Annotated in this window: 16 protein-coding genes; 10 read left to right on the top strand and 6 right to left on the bottom strand. The window is 43.2% G+C overall.

Going from position 1 to position 24,160, the window contains the following annotated elements; genetic code table 11:
• Positions 1-10 precede the first annotated feature (10 nt).
• The 3 genes from P2W82_RS19735 to P2W82_RS19725 all read left to right on the top strand — a co-directional run bounded on the left by P2W82_RS19735 (position 11) and on the right by P2W82_RS19725 (position 4,512).
• Positions 11-1,054 carry a LacI family DNA-binding transcriptional regulator gene (locus tag P2W82_RS19735; protein ID WP_336517656.1) on the top strand — a complete coding sequence of 348 codons (1,044 nt, stop codon included), beginning with the start codon at positions 11-13 and terminating at the stop codon, positions 1,052-1,054.
• A 172-nt stretch (positions 1,055-1,226) separates the two neighbouring features.
• A complete protein-coding gene (locus P2W82_RS19730; protein WP_336517655.1) occupies positions 1,227-3,371 on the top strand; it encodes an alpha-glucuronidase family glycosyl hydrolase in 2,145 nt (714 codons plus the stop codon).
• A gap of 37 nt (positions 3,372-3,408) precedes the next feature.
• Positions 3,409-4,512, top strand: coding sequence for a glycoside hydrolase family 43 protein (locus P2W82_RS19725; protein ID WP_336517654.1), 1,104 nt, complete (start codon positions 3,409-3,411; stop codon positions 4,510-4,512).
• A 187-nt stretch (positions 4,513-4,699) separates the two neighbouring features.
• Here P2W82_RS19725 and P2W82_RS19720 read toward each other — a convergent pair whose 3' ends face one another.
• Entirely contained in the window at positions 4,700-5,938 is a 1,239-nt protein-coding gene (locus P2W82_RS19720) for a proline dehydrogenase family protein (protein WP_336517653.1), read from the bottom strand.
• A gap of 188 nt (positions 5,939-6,126) precedes the next feature.
• Positions 6,127-6,648, bottom strand: a complete 522-nt coding sequence (locus P2W82_RS19715) for a fasciclin domain-containing protein (RefSeq protein WP_336517652.1) — start codon at positions 6,646-6,648, stop codon at positions 6,127-6,129.
• Between the two features lie 269 nt (positions 6,649-6,917).
• On the opposite strand from P2W82_RS19715, the gene P2W82_RS19710 reads away from it, so the two are divergent.
• Positions 6,918-8,018: a mandelate racemase/muconate lactonizing enzyme family protein gene (locus tag P2W82_RS19710; RefSeq protein WP_336517651.1), complete on the top strand. Its 1,101-nt coding sequence runs from the start codon at positions 6,918-6,920 to the stop codon at positions 8,016-8,018.
• 41 nt (positions 8,019-8,059) lie between these two features.
• A complete protein-coding gene (locus P2W82_RS19705; protein WP_336517650.1) occupies positions 8,060-8,572 on the top strand; it encodes an acyl-CoA thioesterase in 513 nt (170 codons plus the stop codon).
• Between the two features lie 218 nt (positions 8,573-8,790).
• Here the strand turns inward: P2W82_RS19705 and P2W82_RS19700 are convergent, their stop codons facing one another.
• The 3 genes from P2W82_RS19700 to P2W82_RS19690 form a co-directional block, all read right to left on the bottom strand.
• Positions 8,791-9,915, bottom strand: a complete 1,125-nt coding sequence (locus P2W82_RS19700) for a carboxypeptidase-like regulatory domain-containing protein (protein WP_336517649.1) — start codon at positions 9,913-9,915, stop codon at positions 8,791-8,793.
• Between the two features lie 227 nt (positions 9,916-10,142).
• Positions 10,143-10,913 (bottom strand): lysophospholipid acyltransferase family protein, encoded by a 771-nt coding sequence (locus P2W82_RS19695; RefSeq protein WP_336517648.1) that lies wholly within the window; start codon positions 10,911-10,913, stop codon positions 10,143-10,145.
• Positions 10,914-11,017: 104 nt separating this feature from the next.
• Complete coding sequence (locus P2W82_RS19690; protein ID WP_336517647.1) at positions 11,018-12,802, bottom strand: T9SS type A sorting domain-containing protein; 1,785 nt, start codon at positions 12,800-12,802, stop codon at positions 11,018-11,020.
• Positions 12,803-13,056: 254 nt separating this feature from the next.
• On the opposite strand from P2W82_RS19690, the gene hxpB reads away from it, so the two are divergent.
• Complete coding sequence (gene hxpB / locus P2W82_RS19685) at positions 13,057-13,719, top strand: hexitol phosphatase HxpB (RefSeq protein WP_336517646.1); 663 nt, start codon at positions 13,057-13,059, stop codon at positions 13,717-13,719.
• A gap of 178 nt (positions 13,720-13,897) precedes the next feature.
• Here the strand turns inward: hxpB and rpsA are convergent, their stop codons facing one another.
• Entirely contained in the window at positions 13,898-15,742 is a 1,845-nt protein-coding gene (gene rpsA / locus P2W82_RS19680) for a 30S ribosomal protein S1 (RefSeq protein WP_336517645.1), read from the bottom strand.
• Positions 15,743-16,128: 386 nt separating this feature from the next.
• Between rpsA and P2W82_RS19675 the strand changes: the two genes are divergently transcribed.
• From P2W82_RS19675 to P2W82_RS19660, 4 genes are all read left to right on the top strand, one after another.
• A complete protein-coding gene (locus tag P2W82_RS19675) occupies positions 16,129-16,704 on the top strand; it encodes a hypothetical protein (protein WP_336517644.1) in 576 nt (191 codons plus the stop codon).
• Positions 16,705-16,821: 117 nt separating this feature from the next.
• On the top strand, positions 16,822-17,265 hold the full coding sequence (locus P2W82_RS19670) for a DUF1572 family protein (RefSeq protein WP_336517643.1): 444 nt from the start codon (positions 16,822-16,824) through the stop codon (positions 17,263-17,265).
• Positions 17,266-17,717: 452 nt separating this feature from the next.
• A complete protein-coding gene (locus P2W82_RS19665) occupies positions 17,718-22,028 on the top strand; it encodes an HYR domain-containing protein (RefSeq protein ID WP_336517642.1) in 4,311 nt (1,436 codons plus the stop codon).
• 136 nt (positions 22,029-22,164) lie between these two features.
• A complete protein-coding gene (locus P2W82_RS19660; RefSeq protein ID WP_336517641.1) occupies positions 22,165-23,904 on the top strand; it encodes a Kelch repeat-containing protein in 1,740 nt (579 codons plus the stop codon).
• Positions 23,905-24,160: the final 256 nt, after the last annotated feature.

Below are 24,160 nucleotides of genomic sequence, written 5' to 3'. Positions count from 1 at the left end.
AATTGCTGCCATGACAGAAGGAAAAGAAATTACGATCTACGACATTGCTAAAAGACTGAACATTTCTGCAACTACTGTAAGCAGAGGGTTGAAGAATCATCCTGCCATCAATAAGAATACAAGAAAGAAAATTGCCGAAGCGGCTAAGGAGCTGGGATACCGGTCAAACACTTTCGCCAGCAGTTTGCGCAGCAGAAAAACAAACACGATTGGTGTTATTGCACCTCGATTAAACAGCTACTTCCTGGCCAGTGTACTTGCAGGAATGGAGGACACCGCGAGTCGCGAAAATTATAATCTTATTATCAGCCAGTCACTCGAAAGTTCAGTGAAGGAGATTGCCAATACACATACCATGTTCAATAAAAGAGTGGATGGTTTGCTGGTATCCCTTGCTTATGATACGGAGGACATCAACCATCTTCAACCATTTTTCAAGAAGAAAATACCGGTGGTTTTTTTCGACCGCATTCATAATCATCCGGACAGTACCAGTATTGTTATTGACAATTTTAAAGCGGCGTACGAAATCACCAAACATTTGCTGGATCAGGGTTGCAGGCGGGTCATGCACCTCAGTGCAAGTATGCTCCGGAATGTTTATGCTGATCGTTACAGGGGATTTAAACAGGCTTTAAAAGATTATAAGATCCCGCACGACGATAAATATCTTTACATAAGCAGTCTTAGTGAACAGGCTGGCGTGGAAGCAGCCGAGTATATTTTGAATATGGCCCCTTCCCAAAGACCTGATGCTGTTTTCTCTGCAAATGATACTGCAGCCGTACATTGTATGATAAGATTAAAAGCAGCAGGAGTAAAGATCCCCGAAGACATTGCATTCGCGGGATTCAATAACGATCCCATAAGTAAAGTGATAGAACCGAATCTTACAACAGTGAATTATCCCGGATATATCATGGGTGAAGCTGCAGTGATGAGTCTGCTGAACAACATCAGGGGAATTCATAGCAGCCAGACGACAAACCTGATCATGTTACGATCTGATATCATTGTCCGGGATTCTTCATTAAAAAATAAGGAGGGGAAATGAGTTTTTTACTGAATATAGATGCAACCGATTGCAATAATAATAGCTGAAAAGCGGATTCACCCTGGTTTACAGTGGGAAATTTAACCTCTTGAATGAAAAGTTTTTGCCAGGGTGTAGATTTTTTGACCTTGAAATTGTTTGTCAGCAGGACCATTTGAACGCTCAACGATTTATGAAAAAAGCAAAGTTGTTTTTTATCCTCACCCTTCTGATTTCCGTTTCCGTTTCCGCCGAAACAGGTTACGATCTCTGGTTGAGGTATAACCTGGTCCCGAACAAGCGGAAACTGGAAGAATATCGTAAGGTTCTTTCTTCAATCATTGTAAATGGAAGCTCATCAACAATAGTTGCAGCCCAAGCAGAACTATTAAACGGCCTGTCTGGGCTGCTGGGAAAAAAAATTACAATATCAGGATCAAACACAACAGTGGGAGACCTGATCATTGGAACCAATGGAATTCAACCGGAAATAAAATCTCTGCTAAAAGCTGACCTGGCGCAACTTGGAAGCGAGGGATTTCTGATAAAGACAATCGTTCGCAGCGGTAAAAACTGTATCGTAATAACAGCAAATGAAGATGCGGGTGTTCTTTATGGCAGTTTTCATTTACTGAGATTGATACAGACCGGACAGCCGATAAATAACCTGAACATAGTTTCTGCACCCAAACTGAAACTTCGCCTCCTCAATCACTGGGATAATCTCAACCGCACGGTAGAACGTGGCTATGCAGGTTTCTCGATCTGGAACTGGCATAAGCTTCCAACATATATGGACAAACGATATGTTGATTATGCGCGTGCAACTGCATCAATCGGCATCAATGGAACGGTGCTAACGAATGTAAATGCCAATGCAACTGTACTGACAAACCCCTATCTCGAAAAAGTTGCTGCACTTGCAAACCTTTTCCGCACTTACGGAATAAAAGTTTATCTGACGGCAAGGTTCAGTGCACCTGTAGAACTGGGTGGTTTAAAAACTGCTGATCCTCTTGATCCTGAGGTACAACGCTGGTGGAAGGAGAAGGTCGATGAAATTTATAAGCACGTTCCCGATTTTGGCGGGTTCCTGGTGAAAGCTAATTCAGAGGGGCAGCCTGGTCCGCAGAATTATAAACGCACACATGCCGATGGAGCGAATATGCTTGCCGATGCTGTAGCACCGCATGGCGGAATTGTCATGTGGCGCGCATTTGTATACAGTGATGAAGTGCCTGAAGACCGGCATAAGCAGGCTTATAATGAATTTGTACCCCTCGATGGAAAATTCAGAAAAAATGTTTTGGTACAGGTAAAAAACGGAGCAATCGATTTTATGCCACGTGAACCTTTTCATCCGCTGTTTGGCGCTATGCCGCAGACACAGACCATGATGGAATTCCAGGTTACGCAGGAATATCTCGGTCAGGCCACCACGTTAGTATTTCTTGCACCTTTATTCAAAGAAGTTCTTGATTCAGATACGTGGCGTAACGGCAAAGGAAGTACAGTGGGTAAAATTATCAATGGCGCATCACAACAACAGCAACTCACAGGTATGGCAGGGGTGGCCAATATCGGGAATGATTTCAACTGGTGCGGACACCCTTTCGCGCAGGCCAACTGGTATGCGCTCGGAAGATTGAGCTGGGATGCTTCCATTTCTTCGGAACAAATTGCCGATGAATGGATCAGGATGACTTTTTCGGAAGAACCGAAATTTCTTGAACCGGTCAAAAAAATCATGCTGGAAAGCAGGGAAATGTATACGCAATACACCATGCCGATGGGTCTTCATCACCTGATCACCTATGGCAGTCATTACGGTCCTGCGCCCTGGGTAGATAAAGGTCAGCGACCAGATTGGACAAATGTATATTATCACAAAGCGGACAGCATCGGACTTGGATTTAACCGCACATCTACCGGCAGCAATGCTCTAGGTCAATACGCTACGGAGGTACAGCAACAATGGGGAGATCCGAATACCTGTGATGAGAAATACCTGCTCTGGTTTCATCATGTACCCTGGACCTTCAAATTGAAAAGCGGTCGAACACTGTGGGATGAATTGTGCTATGATTATTACACAGGAGCGAATCGTGTGAAATCTTTGCAGGAAAAATGGAATTTACTAAAACCTTTCGTCGATAAAGAACGATTTGAAGAGGTGAAAATGCTTCTGCAGATTCAATATGATGAAGCGATATGGTGGAGGAATTCGTGTGTTTTATATTTTCAGACTTTTTCAAAAATGCCGATTCCCGCCGGCTATGAAAAGCCCGATAAAACACTTGAATATTATAAAAGCCTGAAGTTCCCTTATGCACCTTAAACCTGCATAAATGGCCTAAACCAACTAAATTGTTCATATGAAAATCAGATCCTCTTCAAAGTTCAACTATTCGTTTGCGTTAGCAATTTTAGTCCTGAACTCCTGCAACGCTCCGGCCGACAAAGAAAGCAAGGATTCGACAGCTGCAGTAGCCCCTGCTGCCACGGTGGCTGAAACACCGGTTTCACAGCCGGTGGTTTCCCATATATACACTGCAGATCCTTCGGCACATATTTTCAACGGTCGCATTTACATTTATCCTTCACATGATACGGTAACCGGCGCGCCTGAAAATGACAACGGAGATCATTTTGACATGAATGACTATCGCATTCTTTCTATGGATTCAATTGATGGTGCAGTTACCGATCATGGCGTTGCGTTAAAACTGAGCGATATCCCGTGGGCCGGGAAACAGCTCTGGGCGCCGGATGCAGCATTTGCCAACAATACCTATTATTTTTATTTTCCTGCAAAAGACAAAAAAGGAATATTCAAAATCGGCGTAGCTACTTCGCGCTCACCGCAGGGACCTTTTAAAGCAGAAGCAAAACCGATCGACGGAACTTACAGCATCGACCCCTGTGTTTTTAAAGATGATGATGGCTCCTTTTATTTGTATTTTGGCGGCATCTGGGGCGGTCAGCTGCAACGCTGGAACAATAACAAGTATGACTCCTCAGGTAAATTGAAACAGGCAGAAGAAACAGCTATACTTCCACGTATGGCGAAACTTAAACCTGACATGAAAAGTTTAGCGGAACCTGTCAAAGAAATCAAATTGGTTGATGAACAGGGAAATCTGTTTAAAGAAAAAGACAATGACAAGAGGTTTTTCGAAGGACCTTTCGTACATAAATTCAATGGCAAATATTATTTTTCCTATTCCACCGGAGATACACATAATATCTGTTACGCGATTGGAGAAAGTCCGAACGGTCCGTTCACGTACAAAGGAATTCTACTAAAACCTGTGAAGGGCTGGACAAACCACCATTCAATTGTTGAAAAGGATGGCAAATGGTATCTTTTTTATCACGATGTACAGTTATCCGGCAAAACACATCTGCGCAATATAAAAGTTACTGAACTCGAATACAATCCGGATGGAACGATTAAAACAATAAACCCGTATAAGTAGGGTACAGAATACAGGAACAACATACAGCGATAAAAAACAGAAACAGAAAACTGAAAACTGGGAAAACAGAAAACCGGGAAGGCAAGACGCCGGCCATTCGTCGGATCATTTACGTGAGTTCTGACAACCTGCCTGCCGGCATGCAGGCTGACAACCAACAACTGACAACCGACAACTGAAAACCACCTCATCTTTCTTTTTTTCTTCTGGCAATTTCTTTCTTTATTAACCCGAGCTCGCGACCTGTTTGTCCTGCGACTGAACTGTTTTCCTGTGCTCTGCGCATCAGGTAGGGAACTACATCCCGGATAGGGCCAAAAGGAAGATATTTACTTACACTGCATCCTGCTCCTGCAAGGTTGAATGTTATATTATCGCTCATGCCATACAATTGAGAAAAATGAACATGAGGATGGCGATGCGAATAACCTTTCTCATCAAGTAATTCTGTAGCGAGAAGATTACTGTATTCATTGTGCGACGCAACGATGAAAGATACATTGTCTATATGATCGACGCAAAGACGTAACGCTGCATTGTAATCCTTATCGGTTGTACCCTTATCCGGTTGAATCGGTGATGGATAACCGTTAGCCTCCGCCCTCGCACGTTCTTTTTCCATATAAGCACCACGAACGAGTTTCACACCGAGAACAAATGATCTCTGTTCTGCTGCTGTTATCGAATCTTTCAGAAATGAAAAACGATCATGGCGGTAGAGCTGAATGGTATTATAAACAATCGCTTTTTGTTTATTGAATTCGTCCATCATTTGCATAGTGAGTACATCCACGGGATCCTGTATCCAGGTTTCTTCCGCATCAACCAAAACACCAATTTTAAGACTACCAGCGGCAGTACAGATCTTATGTATCCTTTCCTTTACCCGGTCCCATTCTCCTTTTTCCTCCTTCGTCAAAGAATCGTAAGCTGCTGCAAATCTCTTCATCAGACTACCGCTTTGCTCCTCGGCTGATTTATCCAGCTTCTCAAGAAGCGAAAATCTGGCAATTCCCGTCACCTTAATACTCATGAAAGGAATATTTGGCTGAGTTGCGGCATACCTTATCACCCTTATGAATTCCTCACATGCATGGTCAAATGCTGACTCGCTGCTCTCTCCACCCTCAACACCATAATCCAGGATCACCTGTACATTGAATTCACCCAGCTTTCTGGCCACCGGAGCAGTTTGTGCGAGCGTTTCTCCTCCCACGAACTGCTGGAAAATGGTATTCTTAATTATCCCGTTCACGGGCAGCCGCATCTTTATGGCCCACTTCGTGAGCCTGATGCCGACAGAAACCAGGAACTGATACCCCATCGAAGAAAAAAGAAAATGCGCTTTCTTTAATTCCTTATCGGATTTATATGCGAATGCATTTTTTGTATTGTCAAATGAAATTGATCCCCGTTCCTGGCCCATAAAAGATTATTGCGGGCAAATATAGTGAAGAACTGAAGGAGCAGAAAATGGCCGGTACCTATAAAAAAAAGAGCCGGCGTAAAGCCAACTCTTTTTTTACTCACAATGCATGATTCAACAATTTTTATTGGTCATGCCAACTAAAAATAAACGCATAAAATAAATAATCCGGTAATTATACATTAAGACTATTTCGCTTTCGGCAATACTACCGCATCGATGGAATGAACGATCCCGTTGGATCCTTTCATATCAGGACCGGAAAGAATCGAACTGTTCCCGTTCTCATCTGTCAGTTTTACTTTATCACCATCAAGTGTTGCGGTTAATTTTCCGCCACTTACTGTGGGCAATTCCGCTTTACCATTTCCTTTCTGGATGGCAGCCTGAACATCGGCTGTTGTGTATGCACCAGTTACAACATGGTTCGACAGAACTGAGGCGAGCTGTTCTTTGTTCTCGGGTTTCATCAGGTCTTGTACCGTGTTACCCAATTTTGCAAATGCATCATTTGTCGGAGCAAATACAGTATAAGGACCTGCACCTTTCAATGTCGACGCAAGGTCAGCAGCTTTTACTGCAGATACCAATGTACTATGTGCAGGAGAAGCAGCAGCCACATCAAGAACATCTTTCGTTTGTGCGTCTGCGTTACTAACAGCTGCGAATGACCCAACAGCCATTATAAATACGGAAAGTAGTTTTTTCATATTGTATGCTTTTATAGTTTCGGTTTGCAAATCCATTATCAGACCAAAAATCCAATTGAAGGCCTGCTTAGTAAATCTTTAACACCTGTTTTGTTTTTTATGAGTAGTTCAACAGGATTCACTGAACAAAAATGGATTTGTGGAATTCGTGTACTATTCTCCGCGCATTGCCGGGCATTGTTTTTTGCCGGAGCAGTTTTCTTCAAATACTTGATACAAATCACCGGACAAGTGGGGAAAGTGGAGATTTCTTACCTTCGGCCACGCATATGGCCAAAATAACCAGGACCGAAATTTTCAGACTCAGTTTACCGATGGAACCTTTTGTGATCGCAACAGAAGTTTCTACCGAAGCGAAAAACATTTTCATAAGAATACATACCGATGATGGTATTGTCGGCATGGGCGAATGCTCAGCCTTCCCAATGTTAGTGGGCGAGACACAGTCGACATGTTTTGAAGTGGCAAAAGACTTTGCAAAAATCATCACAGGAAAAGATCCTTTGAAAATCCAGGAAAGGCTTCACGAACTTGATACTTATATTGCCTTTAATACCACTATCAAGAGTGCTTTTGATATTGCTTTGCTGGACATATCAGCAAAGGCCCAGGGAATACCCTTATATCAACTATTGGGCGGCACAAAAAAAACAATCAAAACTGACCTCACCATCGGAATCGGTGAGCCTGTAGCAATGGCGCAGACTGCAATCAGTTACATCAACAACGGGGTGACAATTATTAAAGTAAAACTGGGAAAGAAAGGACCGGAAGATGTAGAAAGGATAAAGCTCATCCGCGAAGCAGTCGGGCCAAATATAAAGTTAAGGATAGATGCCAACCAGGGTTGGGATTATGATACCGCGTTACAAACACTGAATGCAATCGAACAGTATGAGATTGAATTCTGTGAACAGCCTATTCATCATCATTATGATTATCTATTGCCGTTGTTAAGAAAGGAAACTGCAATCCCGATAATGGCTGATGAAAGTGTTTTCAATCATCACGACGCAATCAGGCTGATTGAAGCGGACGCATGTGATTATATCAATATCAAGCTGGCGAAGTCCGGAGGAATAATGGAAGCCATTCGTATTGCTGACATCGCAGCGTCATACGGTGTTCCCTGTATGCTGGGCGGTATGCTGGAAAGCCGGCTGGCGCTGACGGCAAAAGTGCACCTGGCCATGTCCCACAACAATATTATTTTCTACGATCTCGACACCTGTCTCCTGGGGCAGTTGATCGACCCGGTGATTGGAGGTGCCGAATACAGGAATTATTTCCTGGAAATACCCGAGGAACCAGGAATAGGTGCGGATATCGATCCCGCATTTCTCAAAAACTGTGAGCGTGTTGTGATTTAAATAATGTTCAACTTTTATCTGAAAACAAAATCATCAAAAAATTGAAACCTAAAAAAGTACCGGAGAGTGAGATCAATATGACGGAGCTGGTGTTGCCCAATGATACGAATCTGTTTGGTAACCTGATGGGTGGTCGCCTGATGTACTGGATGGACATTGCTGCAGCGTTATCCGCGGGCAAGCATTGTAATTTTCCCGTAGTAACAGCTTCTGTTGATAATATTTCTTTTGAATCTCCAATCAAACTGGGCAATGTTGTTCATATAACGGCAATGGTTACCCGTGCTTTTACTACTTCCATGGAAGTACACCTCAAGGTCTGGGGTGAAGACCTGACACAACAATACAAATACAAAAGCAACGAGGCATACTACACTTTTGTGGCGCTGGATCCCAATCGCAAACCAAGACGCGTTCCTGAACTGATTGCCGAAACAGAAGAAGAAATTCGGCTCTTTGACGGGGCTCTTCGCAGAAGACAATTGCGACTCATCCTTGGCGGTAAAATGAAACCTGATGACGCGGCGGAATTGAAAGCACTCTTTATTAAATAATTGGGAGTTACAAGCGCAACGTTGAAGTTTCACATCTAAAGAGAAGCAACAGGCAAGAGGCAAAAAATCGCTGCCACCAGCGATTAAAATATCATTTAGTTTAACTTAAACTATTTCCTTCCTGGCGGAGGCTATCATCAGGAAGATCTATTTTATTATTTAAGATGCATTGGTGATGCGCTAGTGAGTTGTCCCCCTACTGCTGCCCGATAACTTACTCACGGCCTATAATCAATCGGCAACATATCAGCTACTCTTTCATAAGCCCAGTATCCTGAATAAGAAACAGAAAGCGGCGTCTCCAGACATCCATTACTATCTACAAAAACATATTCATCAATCATATCAAGCTCCGACTGCACACCTTTCGGTAAAAAGCCAGACAACATTCCTTTGCGTCTAAGAAAATCTTTTCCATAAGGATTAAGCTTATACCGAACGACCAGCCGCCCCTTCCATTTCAGTTGATTCTTTCCTCCCAGGGTATCTGTTTTCGATAAAATATCGTTCACGGATACATTAACTGCCACAGGTGCTTTTGGCGCCGGGATGATGATCACATTTGATCCGCTGGTTTTTACTACCGGCGTGGAATCGGGTGGCTTTCTCAAAAACACTACATATTGTTGATTTTCGAGATCATTATTCAACAATGAATGATAAAAATGTTGTGTACTGCCATAATAGGCACGCTGGCGGTTTTTAACCCATTTGTTTTTCGCAGATTCGCGACCTTCTAAATCTTCATACCTGCTGAATCCATAGAAATATGTACGTCCGGATGCTTCGTCATAATAAAATTCCACAAGGTCAAAATGGATACGATAACCTAATTCACGGTTTTCTATGATCAATGGCGTTTCTGTAAATGCTTTTAACGCTTTCGGCTCATTTCCCTTCTCAAAAAGGATTTCATCTTCATTCAGAATTTTTGATTTTGAAGCGGCGAGTGATTGACCAAGAAAATATTCTTTGAAAATGCCAATCCATTTTTTTCTGAGATCGGTGGTCATGATCACGATGTTCCGCATCTGTTTTATTTTCGGAACTAGCCGGAAACTTACGCGAAGATGCTGATTGGTAACTTCCACACGATGTACAAGCATGTCAAAACCCACATGCGATGTAATGATCTCGTAAATACCCGGCCTGATCGATTTTAAAATGTAATTGCCTTCTGCATCAGAATTAACACCAATGGTTGTGTTATTGATATACACAGAAACATTCGGCACCGGTTCACCGGTTTCGTCATTCAGGATTCGACCACTGATGGTAACCTGGCAAAATCCATCCAGAAAAAAAATCAGCAGAATAAAACAAAAAATACACCGGCTGCACATGTACGGATCAATTTTTTATTTGTCAGGTGTTGCCATCATTTTTTCTTTAGATGGCATTTCCCGGTCTGACTTGCGCCTGCACATTTATAACATCCACCAGAGCCATCGACTTACAACACAATAGAAAACAGAACCAGGGAACAAGAAACAGAAGCACGAAAGTGGCTCTTGCAACCGCCGGCTGTTCCTTTGGCTTTCTTACTCTTGCCTTTTGCCTGTTGCCTGATTTACTTGTCAAGTTTTGTCATCAGGTGATGACGTCCCTTCATCATAAATTTCCTGCTTTGCTCGATGGCATCCATTACACGATCGAGAATTCCTTCAAGAGATTCATCGGGTGAAAAATGCATAGGTGCTTTAAAATTCACCGACAGCAGACTTCCCTTTTTCTTGAATTTCAATCCTTTTTTATTGAATGCTCGCCAGAAACCGTTGATCACTACAGGGATCACAATTGGATTATTTTCCTTGATGATATATGCTGTGCCTTTTCTTCCGGGCGCAAATGGTTTTGTTGTTCCCTGTGGAAAAGTAATGACCCAGCTTTTGCTCAGCGCCCTTTGTATTTTTCTGGTGTCTGACGGGTTAAGATTGCGCCTCACTTCCGTACCTTCTGTCCGCCATGTACGCTTTACCGTTAGTGCGCCGGCCATCGCAAACAATTTTGTGAGCCAGTTGTCTTTCATCGTTTCCTCCGCAGCTACAAAATATACATTGCTGAATGGATTAAGCAGGTAATACGGTATCCCCAACCTGTTCTCTTTTCGCCATTTTACTGCACAGAAAATATGAAGGAAAGTGATTACATCTGCGAAGTAAGTCTGGTGATTGCTGACGAAAAGTACGTTGTTGCTGGGCAGGTTACGCAAATGTTCTGTTCCGGAAATACGGATACTGTTTACCAGCGCAATTCCTGGATAGGTAAAAACTCCTACGACCGCATATAATGCTTTCCTGAAAAGGCTGACATTCCTTAACCGCTGAAAGAAAGAGTCCATGAATAACAGGTTGAACAATACCAATCAACCAAATTAAGGAAATATTGATTAACGGAAGGCATTCTGCCTGCCCGAAAAACAACAGGCGAATTTGCTGAGATGTGCTAACGGATAAGGCAACGAAGGACTGTACTCTTCCGGCTTGTTTTGATATGAACAAAGTAAATTCCACTGCTGAAGTTTCCGATATTATTCAGTTGTAGAACGGAATACCCAGATGATACTGTCTTTCTTGAGGTGGCAACTGATTTTCCCGAAACATCAACTACCCTTATCTCCAGCTGATCTGCAGCCCGCGAGTAGACATCAACCCTCGGCATCTGCTGGTTTGGATCCTGTACCAGGGTAAATGATTGTTCCTCCTTTGATTCTCCATAGACGCGAAGAATATTACTGAATAAAATACGACCGTTAAGATCTGTGTACCTGAGCCGGTAAAAATTCGTGGCGGTTGGCTTACGGTTATGAACAAACGAATACTCCGCTTTGTTTCCCCTGGCCTTCACCTCACCGGCTTGCTGAAATACCCTTCCATCTTCACTGAATTCAATTGCATACGAATTAATTGGTTGTTCATTTACTGCCGTCCATCGCAGTCCTACCTGGTTCTGTTGCGGTTGTGCCTCAAAATTTTCAATTGAAACAGGAAGAAGTGCAATGCAGGAAGAGATGGTGATATCATCCAGCGTCCAGTCGTTTCCTCCGCCACCTGGCGCGTTATTTTTTATCGTGATGTTTGCACTCGTAAGAGATCCCAAACTAAAAGTAAAAGATTTCTGAACCCACGCTCCTGTATAATCAATATCACCTGTGGTATACAGATCTTCACCATTCACTGAAAATGCCAGGTTGGGTTTTACTCCAGCTGCAAACACAGGATTGCCGGTTACCGGATCGTATCCGCAAAGCGGACATATATTTCTCACCCAGAAACTCAAAGTATAAATCATTCCGGGTATAAGGTTATTTACCGTAGTCGAGAAGATGGCGCTGGGTGCATAGGAAGCGTTTACAAGCAACATATAGCCACCCGCAGCACCATTTGCTGCCGGAGGATTACCTGTGGCGCTGAAAGTGCCGGTATGGTCGCCAATAATGTCCCAGATACCAAACACTTTATCAGTCACTACCGGGTTGAGAGCAGTAAATTGCGTCGGGCTGGAATTTTTTGTAATTGAATACTCGCCATCATCAGGATTATACATCTGAACCGGCGTATAGCTGAAATCGAATGTATTCACAGAAGCACCCCTGTCGTGGTTTGTACCATTGCTGAATGTCCCACCGTTTTCATCCAGGATAAAATTGCTGAAACCAACACCCGAACAATACAATTCAGGTAAAATGGTAATGATCCTTGCTGGTACCGGACGTGTACGATCAACTGATCCGGCATCACGATATGAAAAAGAACCCGCAAGCTGAACCGTCTGATTTGCAGCGGCAGTTACCTGTACCCGATACGCGGCCTGTAATATGGTAGCCCGGTCCTGGAATCTTGGTACAGTTACTCCTCCAACAACATTGCCGCCGGAGGTATTACCAGTGCCCGTTCCGGCAGCATCTCCCAGATTAATATGAATTGTATTGCCGGAAATAAAAGTTGCAGCATCATCCCCCGCAAGATCTGTATAGACCCCTGTATTGGTGACTGGAGCTCCATACACAGCTTCATTCGTCATCACTTTCATTGAATTAGGCACGTAAGTAGTGCCTGCAGGTATGATATCAGAAAATTGTAAACGGGTAATGGTAACGTTCTTAGGTACACTAATAACTGACCGAATTTCGATGATATCACCATTCGAAACGGGGCCGCCCTGCGGTTTACTGAGGTTATGAAAAGATCCGGACACCTCTGGCTGTGCCATGCTTACCGTATATGTCATGCACGTCAATATAACCAGAGCTAGGAGGTTCTTCATGGACACGAAGGATTTATTGCTTATTGGATAGTGTACGGACTGCGTTAATATATATGGAACGGAGTTTTTCCTATTTTATTTCCGAAATATTTTTGATAAGGAACCTGAAACCCTTATCCCTGCTGCATTTGCGATGGTAATTATACGCTTTACATAATCGGGTTTTATCTTTCAATTTCACAACAAATGATTAATAAGCAGTCCATTATCTTTGAAAAATGTATCTGAACACGGTTATTTTCGATATGGATGGGTTGCTCCTCGACTCGGAACCTTTATGGTTCGAAGCAGCGGTTAAAGTGATGGCAGGATATGGCGTGGCGCTCAATGAAGAAGAATATGCAACTACAATCGGCTTACGGACCCGCGAGTTTCTTGACTTCTGGTTTACACGGCATTCGATTTCTTATGATGAGTTACCTGCTGCTGAACTGGCTATCACTGGGTTAGTGGTCGACCATATACGCAACCAGGGTAAACTCATGCCTGGCGCAATCGATAAAATTCTTTTTTTCAGCGACAAGGATTTCAAAATCGGACTTGCAACTTCCTCTCCTATTGTCATTGTTGATGCGATGTTTGCACGTACAGGACTGAAAGAATATTTCCAGGCGATATGTTCAGCAGAAGCCCTTCCTTACGGTAAGCCCCACCCACAGGTATACCTGAATTGTGTTGAAGCATTAGGCAGTCATCATTCTTCTGTTCTTTGTTTTGAAGATTCATATAATGGAATGATTGCAGCAAAAGCAGCGAAACTGAAATGTGTGGTGGTACCAGATCCTGCCCGCCGTCATGAGTGGCGATGGCTTGCTGCAGACTACGTTCTTGACAGTCTCACAAATTTTGATGATGAAATACTTAGGAGGCTTAACGTATAACGTTTAACGTATAAGGTTAGACGTAAGCCTATGAAAGTGCAAATAACCTTACAATCACAATGACTATCAATTACGAACAGTTTCACCAACGGATCAGTTAACGTCCAACGTTATACGTTTTACGTTGAACGAAAAATCCCGGCTTGACGGCCGGGATTTTTATGATCATTCGGAATGATTATTTCTCTTCATTGCCTGAAGCTTCTTCACTTCCACCTTCCAGTTTCTTCTTCAATTCAGCAAGAACGCCAAGGTCGCCGAGAGTTGTCTTCTCAACTTTACCCTGAACATCTTTTACTGCTTTCTTCGTTTTCAAAGCTTCTGCTTTCTTCTCCTTATTCTGTGCTTCTTTCTCTTCTGCTTTTGACTGTTCCCAGATTCTTGCATGACTAAGAACGATACGTTTTTCATTGCGATCGAATTCAATCACCATGAACTGAGCTGTTTCGTCAGCAACGATAGATTTACCATCTTCTTTTGCCAGGTGGCGGTTAGGAGCGAATCCTTCCAGTCCGTAAGGCAGTTGAACGATAGCACCTTTATCGTCTTTGCGGGTTACAGTTCCTTCATGAATGGTTCCAACTGCGAAAGTATCCTGTAATGTATTCCAGGGATCTTCTTCCAGCTGCTTGTGACCAAGCTGCAGCTTCCTGTTTTCTTTGTCAATATTCAGGATAACCACATCGATCTGTGAACCTGTTTTTGTATATTCAGAAGGATGATTGAAGCGTTTCAGCCAGCTCAGGTCACTGATGTGGATCATGCCACCGATGCCTGGTTCAAGTTCAACAAATACACCGTAAGGAGTGATGTTCTTCACTGTTCCTTTATGACGGCTGTCAACGGGATATTTTGTTTCGATTTCGCTCCATGGATCAACAGTGAGTTGTTTAATAGACAAACTCATCTTACGACTGTCCTTATCCAGTGTAACGATCTTCGCTTCATACTCATCACCGAGTTTGAAGAATTCTTTTGCATTGATTGGTGAATTCGCCCATGAAATTTCGCTGACGTGAACCAGACCTTCAACACCAGGCAGAATTTCCAGGAATGCACCGTAATCTTCAATGTTTACAACTTTACCTTTTACTGAAGCACCTTCGGCTACCCATGTTGGAAGAGTATCCCACGGATGAGGAGTAAGTTGTTTCAGACCAAGGCTGATGCGGCGTTTTTCATCATCGAAATCAAGGACAACCACATTCAGTTTCTGATCCATTTTCAGTACTTCTGATGGATGGTTGATACGGCCCCAGCTGATATCAGTGATATACAGCAGACCGTCTACGCCACCCAGGTCAAGGAATGCACCGAAGTCTGTAATATTCTTGATGGTTCCTTCGAGTACCTGGCCTTTCTCAAGTTTACCCATGATCTCGGCACGTTGTGCTTCGATATCGCTTTCGATAAGCGCTTTGTGAGATACAACAGCATTCTTAATGGTTTCGTTGATCTTAACCACTTTAAATTCCATTGTTTTACCCACAAACTGATCGTAATCAGTAACAGGTTTAACATCGATCTGAGAACCTGGAAGGAAGGTTTCCATACCATAAATGTCAACGATAAGACCACCTTTGGTTTTGCTGGTAACGAGACCGGTAACAACATCGCCGGTTTTGTGTACTTCAACAATTTTTTCCCAGGCGCGGGTGATGCGTGCCTGTTTGCGGCTAAGGTGAAGATGACCTTCACGGTCTTCTTTTTCAACCACCATTACCTCAACTTTTTCGCCGGTTTTCAGATTCGGCAAATCGCGGAACTCATTGAGAGAAACAAGTCCGTCGCTTTTGAAACCAATGTTGATAACTACATCAGTTTTGGTAAGCGCAACCACGGTACCTTCAATCATCTCACCGTCGGTGATCGTTTTGAAAGTTCCTTCATACACTGCATCGTATTTTTCTTTTTCGGCAGTGTCATAACTGGCAACATTGCGTTTGTCAATGCTCCAATCAAAATCATCGTGTGCTGTTGGTGCCACAGCAGGGGCTGTTTGTAGTGTTGTGTTTTCTTCCACTATTTAAGTCCTCCTTTTGTTTGAATTTCAGGCCTGTTTTGTCAGGTCTGATTTGGGGAGTGCAAAGTTATATAAACTAAAGCTCAGACGATCCTTTTCCCGCAGGTTTTTTCACTGATTTTAAAAGCCGTTGTAGCACCAGTTCCGGTTCAACCTAAATTATTGACTTTCAGTTATATACAATTTACACCAAGGGCTGAAAAGAAGCTACTGCACACGATTATTTACGATCATTCATTGCATATACATGGATCTTAAGCGAAAATCAATTTAATTGAGCAGTCAACTATAATTTTGCCGCTCCTAAAAAATCTGTGAGAATTATTCACAAAGAGATGGCTCATCAATCTAATCTGAATATTTTCATCTTCAAAAACTTAGTCTTTATGAAATTATCCTCTCTCCTGACATTTCTTTTTTTATCAGTTACTCTGGGAACCAATGCTCAAACTAAACCCTCGAAACTTTCTGTAAAACCGGGTCTGCAACTCGATTATGAAGTCATCTCTCAGGGACAGGCGATGCCCCTCACGACCAAAGTGGCAACAGTCAGTGATGCGGAAATAATTCTTGATTATGACTTCATGGGGACTACAACCGGAAAATTCGTAAATACAAAAAACAATCTTGAAAAAGGTTCCTCTTTCAATTGGGATCAACCGGAAGCGGGTGAAGAACGCAGGTTGGGCGAAGATCAAACGATCCTGATGGCTTCACGTAAATTTTTAAAAGATCTCAAGTCGTTGAAAAAAGGAACATATGATGGCATGGATTTTACATGGAAAGCAGTTCCGAAAGGTGAAGAAATTGTTGTCGATGGAAAAACAATCGATGCGGTCTATGCAGAAAATAGTTCTGGTTCTACACGTATGTGGATTCTGAATGATGATTCTTATCCTGTATTATTGAAAATAACCGGAACAGCCGCAGGAATTGATCTGATGGTAAAAAGCATAAAGTAGTAATCTTCTTTTTTGTTTATTCCAATTCTCCTGCAACAATTTTTTTGCCTGAAACAATAAATTTTACTGGGTAATAACAAACTTGTTTTATTAATTTAGCTGCCTCAAAAATCAAATATGATCACCACGGTATTGATTGACCTGTATGACAAGGAACTGGATAAGCTCGAAAAAGAAATTAGTTTATATGAAAGTGATGAACAACTGTGGAAGATCGGCGGTGATATTCTGAATAGCGGTGGTAATCTCTGTTTACATCTCACAGGTAATCTGCAGCACTTCATTGGCGCTACTCTTGGTGATTCAGGGTATATCCGCAATCGTGATGCAGAATTCAAACTGAAAAATATCCCCAAACAAAAATTACTGGAAGAAATTGCCAACTCCAAAAGAATCGTTACAGATACACTTGAGCAGATTTCAAAAAAAGAGCTGGACAGTAATTTTCCAATCACATTCCTTGATGAACCAAAATCAACAGAATATATACTTGTTTTCTTCTTGAGCCATTTGAGCTATCATATCGGCCAGATCAACTACCATCGGAGACTTGTGAAATAAAAGTATTTTTTTCATTGAGAAGGATTACCGGCACAACGGTAATCCTTTTTCTTTTGCATATGAATCAAGCGATTGAGTAAAAACTTTTTTCATTTTTGATTCCTGTTTTGCCTTTTCACCCTTGTCTGAATTTTAATTTAAGCTTCGGAAAACTTTGAATATTCAAAAAAACCTGTTATTTTAATCAGGATTAATTTTTTATCTGATCCCTATCCATATCATTTTTCTTTTACTGATCTTATAACTGTTATTCCTCTCTAACTGACATTTGGCTGTGATGCCCGGTAGCTTCTTTACCCGAATTACTTTTTTTTGAGTCAATATCTTTTCCTCCGACCCACAAATACTTTGCATCGTCCGAATATTTGATTTAATGCTATTTCGATAATCTGGATGCCACTTTTTTAATTCAGGCTGAAACACACTTCAATTGAATAATAAACTAAATGCTCATGGCATACCTATACTCCTATCTCTGCTTTTCACCGGGAAAATATTTCAAAAGCCTTTCTCTTGTAATGTGTATTTTTTTAATCAACGTGTTTGTAACTGATGCTGAGGCGCAGACATCGCAAAGCTTTCAATCGGGACAGAAAAAAACTGCAGTCATAAACGCGGCAAACGAAAATCGTTCAACCGGAGAGTTATGCACTGCTACGGCCTCTGCGGGTGAAGACATTCGTATCTGCGCAACAGCAGATCTGCCTCTGCTTTCCGGTACAATGGGTGGAAGTGCAATCGACCCTGTCTGGAGCGGAGGAGCCGGCACATTTTCGCCGAATGCAAATACGCTGAATGCAAAATATATCCCATCCGCAGCAGAACTCGCTAACGGTGGTACCATCATGCTTACATTAACAGTAAACACCACTGACGAAAATTGTGTTGTTGTTGCTGATCAGATGAATTACCGGATCGATCCTGCTTCACTCATCAATGCCGGACCGGACCAGACTGTTTGTGCTACCAGCGTAGTTCAGTTAAATGCCACACTCGGCGGTGTTGCTACGCAGATGGTATGGCAGAAGAATGTCGATTTCGGGGTTTTCATCGGCCCTGATACTGACCCTGATGCAAAATTCCGGTTCAATGCTAACGGCCAGGCACAGACGAGTGTAAAATTCAAGGCTTTCAGTAATGACCCTGGAGACAATGTATGCCCCGGAGGAGAAGATGAAGTGGAGATTTTTATTCTTCCCGCGCCAATCGTAAGTGCCGGGACAGATATAAGGATTTGCGCTACCTCTACCCTTCCGCAGCTTGGTGGGTCGATTTCAGGAACAGCAACGAGTGCCACCTGGAGTGGTGGTGCAGGAACGTTTTCTCCCAATGCCACCACGCTTAATGCAACATATGTTCCATCCACCGCAGAGCTCAGCAGTGGCGCTATCATTATACTTACGTTAACAACCAACGATCCTGCTGGTGAATGCCCTGCTGCAACCGATCAGGTGGAATACCGGATAGATCCGGCAGCAATTGTAAACGCAGGCCCGGATCAGACAATCTGTGCAACAGGCGTCCTTCAGTTCAATGCCACACTCAGCGGTGTTGCTACTCAAATGGTATGGCAGAAAAATGTTGAGTTCGGAACCTTTATTACTCAGGATACAAGGCCAGACGCACAGTTTGTATTCAATGCTAACGGGCAGGCGCAGACGAGTGTTAAATTCAAGGCCTTTACAAATGATCCCGGGGACAATGTTTGTCAGGGTGGTGAAGATGAAGTGGAGATTTTTATCCTTGCTACACCGAAAGTGGAAGCAGGTACAAATATAAGGATCTGTGCTGCTGCCGTTTTACCCAAACTGGCAGGATCAATATCCGGAACGGCCACCAGCGCCACCTGGAGTGGCGGCGCAGGAACTTTCTCTCCCAATGCCAACACACTCGATGCCACATATAATCCTTCTCCTTCTGAACTGGCCAACGGCGCAATTCTCACACTTACTTTGACAACCAACGATCCCGATGGTGATTGCCCTGCAGCTGTTGATCAGATCGAATACCGGATCGATCCGGCGCCAATCGTGAATGCCGGCCCTGACCAGACGATCTGCGCCACTGGAGTCATTCAGTTCAATGCGACACTCAGCGGCGTAGCCACCAGTATGGTATGGCAGAAAAATGTTGAATTCGGAACTTTTATTACACAGGATACAAGACCAGATGCACAATTTGTACTCAATGCTAACGGTCGGGCACAGACGAGCGTCAAATTCAAGGCTTTCACAAATGATCCTGGCGACAATGTTTGCCAGGGTGGAGAAGATGAAGTGGAGATTTTTATTCTTCCCGCACCAATCGTAAATGCAGGAACGGATATCCGGATCTGCGCGACAGCTAATCCGCCACAACTGGCTGGTTCAATTTCGGGAACAGCAACCAGTGCAACCTGGAGTGGAGGAACAGGAACATTTTCACCTGATGCCAACACGCTCAATGCTACTTATAATCCTTCCGCAGCAGAGCTGGCCAGCGGAGCAATTCTCACACTTACGTTAACCACCAATGATCCTGATGGAGACTGCCCTGCTGCAACTGATCAGGTGGAATACCGGATCGATCCTGCTTCACTCATCAATGCGGGACCTGACCAGACAGTTTGTGCTACGAGTGTAATAAATCTTAAAGCGACATTGGGCGGTGTTGCAGATGCTATGGTCTGGCAGAAAAATGTGGAGTTTGGTACTTTCATCACTCCCGATACAGAAACAGAAGCACAATTTGTACTCAATGCTAACGGCCAGGCTCAGACGAGTATAAAATTCAAGGCTTTCAGTAGTGATCCCGGCAATAATGTATGTTCGGGCGGAGAAGACGAAGTGGAGATTTTCATTCTTCAGCCAGGAAACTGTCCGGGAGAATGCTCGATCACCTCAGCTTCTTTCTCAAACATTAGTGCCTGCAATAATAATGGCACGAGCAACCCGGGTGACGATTACTTCACTGCGGACCTGACGGTCAATTTTCAGAATCCGCCGTCGTCCGGCGTACTTGAAATCGAGCCCGGCAATCCGAACGTGCTTCAAACAGTATCCGTCCCTGTAAGCTCGCTGACCGGTGGCACACACACATTTACAGGCATTAAACTAAAAGCTACAGGCGCTATATTTTCTGTAGAAATACAGTTCTCTGTCAATCAGACGAATTGCGTGAGAACTATCGCTGCTCCCGCAGTCAGCGGCTGTTCACCTCTGTGTATAATAACGTCAGCATCCTTAACAAATGTCAGTGCATGTCAGAATAACGGAACTTCGGATCCTGCCGACGACTATTTTACTGCTAATCTGATAGTAAACTTCGTAAATGCGCCGGCAACAGGTACACTTGAAGTTGAAGCAGGCAATCCCAATGTACTGCAGGCAGTATCCGTCCCCGTTAGTTCTGTTTCCGGAAACTCGCATACCTTTACAGCAATAAAACTGAAATCGACCGGAGCCCCCTTTGCAATTGAAATTCAATTCTCCGCAGATGAGCAAAATTGTGTAAGAACAATTTCAGCTCCGGCAGTTGCTGGATGCAGTAATTGTACACTGACTTGCCCGTCGGACATTACGCAATATACAGCCCGTGGTAAATGCGGTGCTTATGTTACATTCCCGCAGGCAACAAAAGCCGGTGCCTGTGGAACACTTAGTTACAGCATTTCTTCCGGTTCGTACTTTGCTGTTGGAAATACTGTAGTCACAGTTACTTCATCATCAGGAGCTACCTGCAATTTTATTGTCAGGGTGATTGATAATCAAAAACCGGAATTGCGCTATCCTCCGGATATCAGTGTGAATGCGTCTTCCGGATCCTGCAGCCGGCAGATCAATTTCACAGTAAGCGCGACGGACAATTGTCCTGGTGTAACAGTGACAACAAGTCCTGCTTCAGGATCTGTATTCCCGGCAGGTACAACTACGGTTACTGCTACCGCAACTGATGCTTCCGGAAACAAATCAACGGCTACATTCCGTGTTAAAGTCAAAGAAAACAAGGCACCATCTATTCAGGTAAAACCACAGCCGATTGTACTCAGCGGCAATGCCGACGGCAGCTACCGGACATTAAGCCTGGCCGATTGTATACAATCCGTATATGACAATTGTAGCCAGCTCAACATACGGGATGTGAATATTATTAAAGTAACCAGCGACGAACTGGAAAACGCACCTGGAAATGCTGACGGAAATACGACGAAAGATATCAGGATTGCTTCCGATTGTAAATCTGTTCAGCTACGGAAAGAAAGAATGAGTACAGGTAATGGACGGGTATATACCATCTATTTCGCTGTAAGCGATGCGAGCGGCAACACAGGCACCAACAAGATCAAAGTGTATGTGCCTAAAACGCAGGGTGCAACAACGGCTGTTGAAAACTGGCCGATATACTGGGAATTCTGTTATTGTGGTTTCGACTTCCTGTTTGGTTGGGACTGGCGCACAGCAGACGGAGTACAGCTACAGCAGCAACCAGAGCCATTGGCGATTGTTCAGGAATTCACGCTCGAACAAAATGCCCCCAATCCTTCAAATAGCAACACGGTGATCAGGTACAGTGTTCCGATTACGACACGCATTCAGATTGCAGTTTATAGTCTGCAGGGGCAGAAACTGATTCAGCTGGTGGATGGTCAAATGAATGCAGGAATTCATCAGATCAATCTTGCAACGCAAAAGCTTGCGTCCGGAACATACCTGTACCGGCTCGAAGCGAAGGATCAGAATGGAAACCCGGTAATACTGAATAGAAAAATGGTTGTATCCAGATAGACAAATTCAATAACAAGGCAACCCATTTCCGTAAAAGGCGTAGTCACAAAAAGATTACGCCTTTTCACTTTGAATGAATCCAGGATTCCAGCGAACAATACTAACTTCAGATACTTAAAAAGAATGGAATATGCCCATGCCGCAGAGATCCATTTCTGAAAAATTCTTTTTTTTCTGTGTACCAGTGTTATTTTTTTTCGGTTGCCAGAAAGAACTGTATTGTCCGGATTGCGATATTAACCAGCCGCCAGTTGCTGATGCGGGCATCGATAGCTTGTATCTTTTACCCACCAGCAACCTGATACTCGATGGCTCAGGATCTTATGATAGTGACGGAACGATCATTCGGTCAATCTGGCAAAAACTGCTGGGTCCGGAACCTATTCTCATCAGCAATAAAGAAGATCTCAAAACGGTAACCTCAACACCTGTAAAAGGTGTGTATCATTTCGAACTGACAGTGACCGACAACCTGGGGCTAACGTCGAAGGATACCGTAAGAATTACAGTTTCAGAGGCCGGTAGTGCTGATTCACCACCTGTTGCTGTTGCGGGTAATGATTCAATGATAGCAAGTTACTCTTCCGGAATTTTTCTTGATGGAAGTAAATCTTATGATCCCAACAATGATATTAAAGCCTATCAATGGACACAGATCTCAACTCATCCCATAGCAACCATCAGCGATCCGGAAGACAGCATTACACTCGTCACCTTTGGCGACAAAGGTTTGTACGTTTTTGAATTGAAAGTAACAGATACAAAAGGTTTATTTGCTACAGACACAGTAAGCTTTACCATTGGTTCGCTCACAAATGACAATTGTCCCGGCACTATCCGGACAAACATTATTGCGAAAACAACTCCTATAGGACAGTTATCAATTCCACGAAGACTTCTATCGGCAGCTGCAGTAGGAAATAAAATTGTGTTTGCAGGAGGATATCCGGATTATGATGACAATCCACTGGCCACAGTTGACATTTATGATCTCGGCACTAAACGCTGGGAAACTTCACAGCTAAGCTTTAATAGAGTAAGTATGGCCACTGCCGTATATGGTACCAAAATTTATTTTGCGGGTGGAATTGACTATGAGTTGGACATGGCTACCGGAAATACAACTTCCAACATTGACATCTTTGACGCTTCAACGAACAGCTGGTCCTATAAGAAACTCAGCAGTGCACGCATGGGATTAACATCAGCGATCGCTGATGGAAAAATTTACTTCGCAGGAGGTGCTACAGAATTCGCAGGACTCTTTTCGCCAAACAACAAAATGAGTTCTGTTGTTGATATTTATGATCCATCAGCTGACACCTGGGAGATTTCAAATCTTTCCGTTCCCCGGTTTGACTTAAGGGCCGCGGTTGCTGATGGAAAAATTTATTTCGCAGGAGGAAGTACAGGGCAACTAAACACAAAATCAGTAATTGATATATATACTCCATCATCAAAATCCTGGTCAGTAAGGAATCTCAATGAACCCAAAACTAATTTCAATGCAATCACTTTCGATAACAAAATTGCATGGATTGGTGGGTATACGTTAAAAGGAAGTGTTGCTAATGCATCAGCACAGGTAGAAGTTTTTGATCCTGTTGCCGGTACTTCCACCTTTAATTGCCTGAACAACCCAACACCCTGGTTGTTAGGACATAACGGGGTAACATACTGGAAGAGCTGGGTCATTATTTTCCCTGATCTCGTATATAATCCAAAAACTTTTGAGCTCTATAATACCGTAACAAAAAGCTGGCATATCGGTTTACTCGACCGTGAGATCTACTGGCCTTCGCTCGTAGTTGCACAGGATCAACTTTTTGTTGCAGATGGCGCTTCGGGAAAAGTCTGGAAGATAGAATTTCAGTAGTTACTCCAGGGAAACAGGCAGCAGATATACTGCATTGAGCCTAAGCGGTATTAGCAACATTCTCCACAGGGTAACCGATACTGCCCTTACACTTCTTCAGTTTCATTTTTTACTCTCGATATTCTGTATTCTGTACCGTGTATTCTGTATTCTGCGTTGTCTACGCAAGTGCCGGCTGTTATTTTTGCCTGCTCACTTTTGCCTGTATTTCTCTCATTTGTCCTGAAAAATTGATTTTGATTTCAGATATTCTAAG

The organism is Pollutibacter soli (genome assembly GCA_029269725.1).
In the GTDB taxonomy this organism is placed as follows: Bacteria; Bacteroidota; Bacteroidia; order Chitinophagales; family Chitinophagaceae; genus Pollutibacter; species Pollutibacter soli.
The sequence above is the reverse complement of the archived record's forward strand: the minus strand, read 5'-3'. Positions and strand labels throughout refer to the sequence as shown.

Bases quoted from the DNA above. Each gene is read 5' to 3' on its own strand.
- P2W82_RS19735 (WP_336517656.1), top strand. From the start codon at position 11: ATGACAGAAGGAAAAGAAATTACGATCTACGACATTGCTAAAAGACTG.
- P2W82_RS19730 (WP_336517655.1), top strand. From the start codon at position 1,227: ATGAAAAAAGCAAAGTTGTTTTTTATCCTCACCCTTCTGATTTCCGTT.
- P2W82_RS19725 (WP_336517654.1), top strand. From the start codon at position 3,409: ATGAAAATCAGATCCTCTTCAAAGTTCAACTATTCGTTTGCGTTAGCA.
- P2W82_RS19720 (WP_336517653.1), bottom strand. From the start codon at position 5,938: ATGGGCCAGGAACGGGGATCAATTTCATTTGACAATACAAAAAATGCA.
- P2W82_RS19715 (WP_336517652.1), bottom strand. From the start codon at position 6,648: ATGAAAAAACTACTTTCCGTATTTATAATGGCTGTTGGGTCATTCGCA.
- P2W82_RS19710 (WP_336517651.1), top strand. From the start codon at position 6,918: ATGGCCAAAATAACCAGGACCGAAATTTTCAGACTCAGTTTACCGATG.
- P2W82_RS19700 (WP_336517649.1), bottom strand. From the start codon at position 9,915: ATGTGCAGCCGGTGTATTTTTTGTTTTATTCTGCTGATTTTTTTTCTG.
- P2W82_RS19695 (WP_336517648.1), bottom strand. From the start codon at position 10,913: ATGGACTCTTTCTTTCAGCGGTTAAGGAATGTCAGCCTTTTCAGGAAA.
- P2W82_RS19690 (WP_336517647.1), bottom strand. From the start codon at position 12,802: ATGACATATACGGTAAGCATGGCACAGCCAGAGGTGTCCGGATCTTTT.
- hxpB (WP_336517646.1), top strand. From the start codon at position 13,057: ATGTATCTGAACACGGTTATTTTCGATATGGATGGGTTGCTCCTCGAC.
- P2W82_RS19675 (WP_336517644.1), top strand. From the start codon at position 16,129: ATGAAATTATCCTCTCTCCTGACATTTCTTTTTTTATCAGTTACTCTG.
- P2W82_RS19670 (WP_336517643.1), top strand. From the start codon at position 16,822: ATGATCACCACGGTATTGATTGACCTGTATGACAAGGAACTGGATAAG.
- P2W82_RS19665 (WP_336517642.1), top strand. From the start codon at position 17,718: ATGGCATACCTATACTCCTATCTCTGCTTTTCACCGGGAAAATATTTC.
- P2W82_RS19660 (WP_336517641.1), top strand. From the start codon at position 22,165: ATGCCGCAGAGATCCATTTCTGAAAAATTCTTTTTTTTCTGTGTACCA.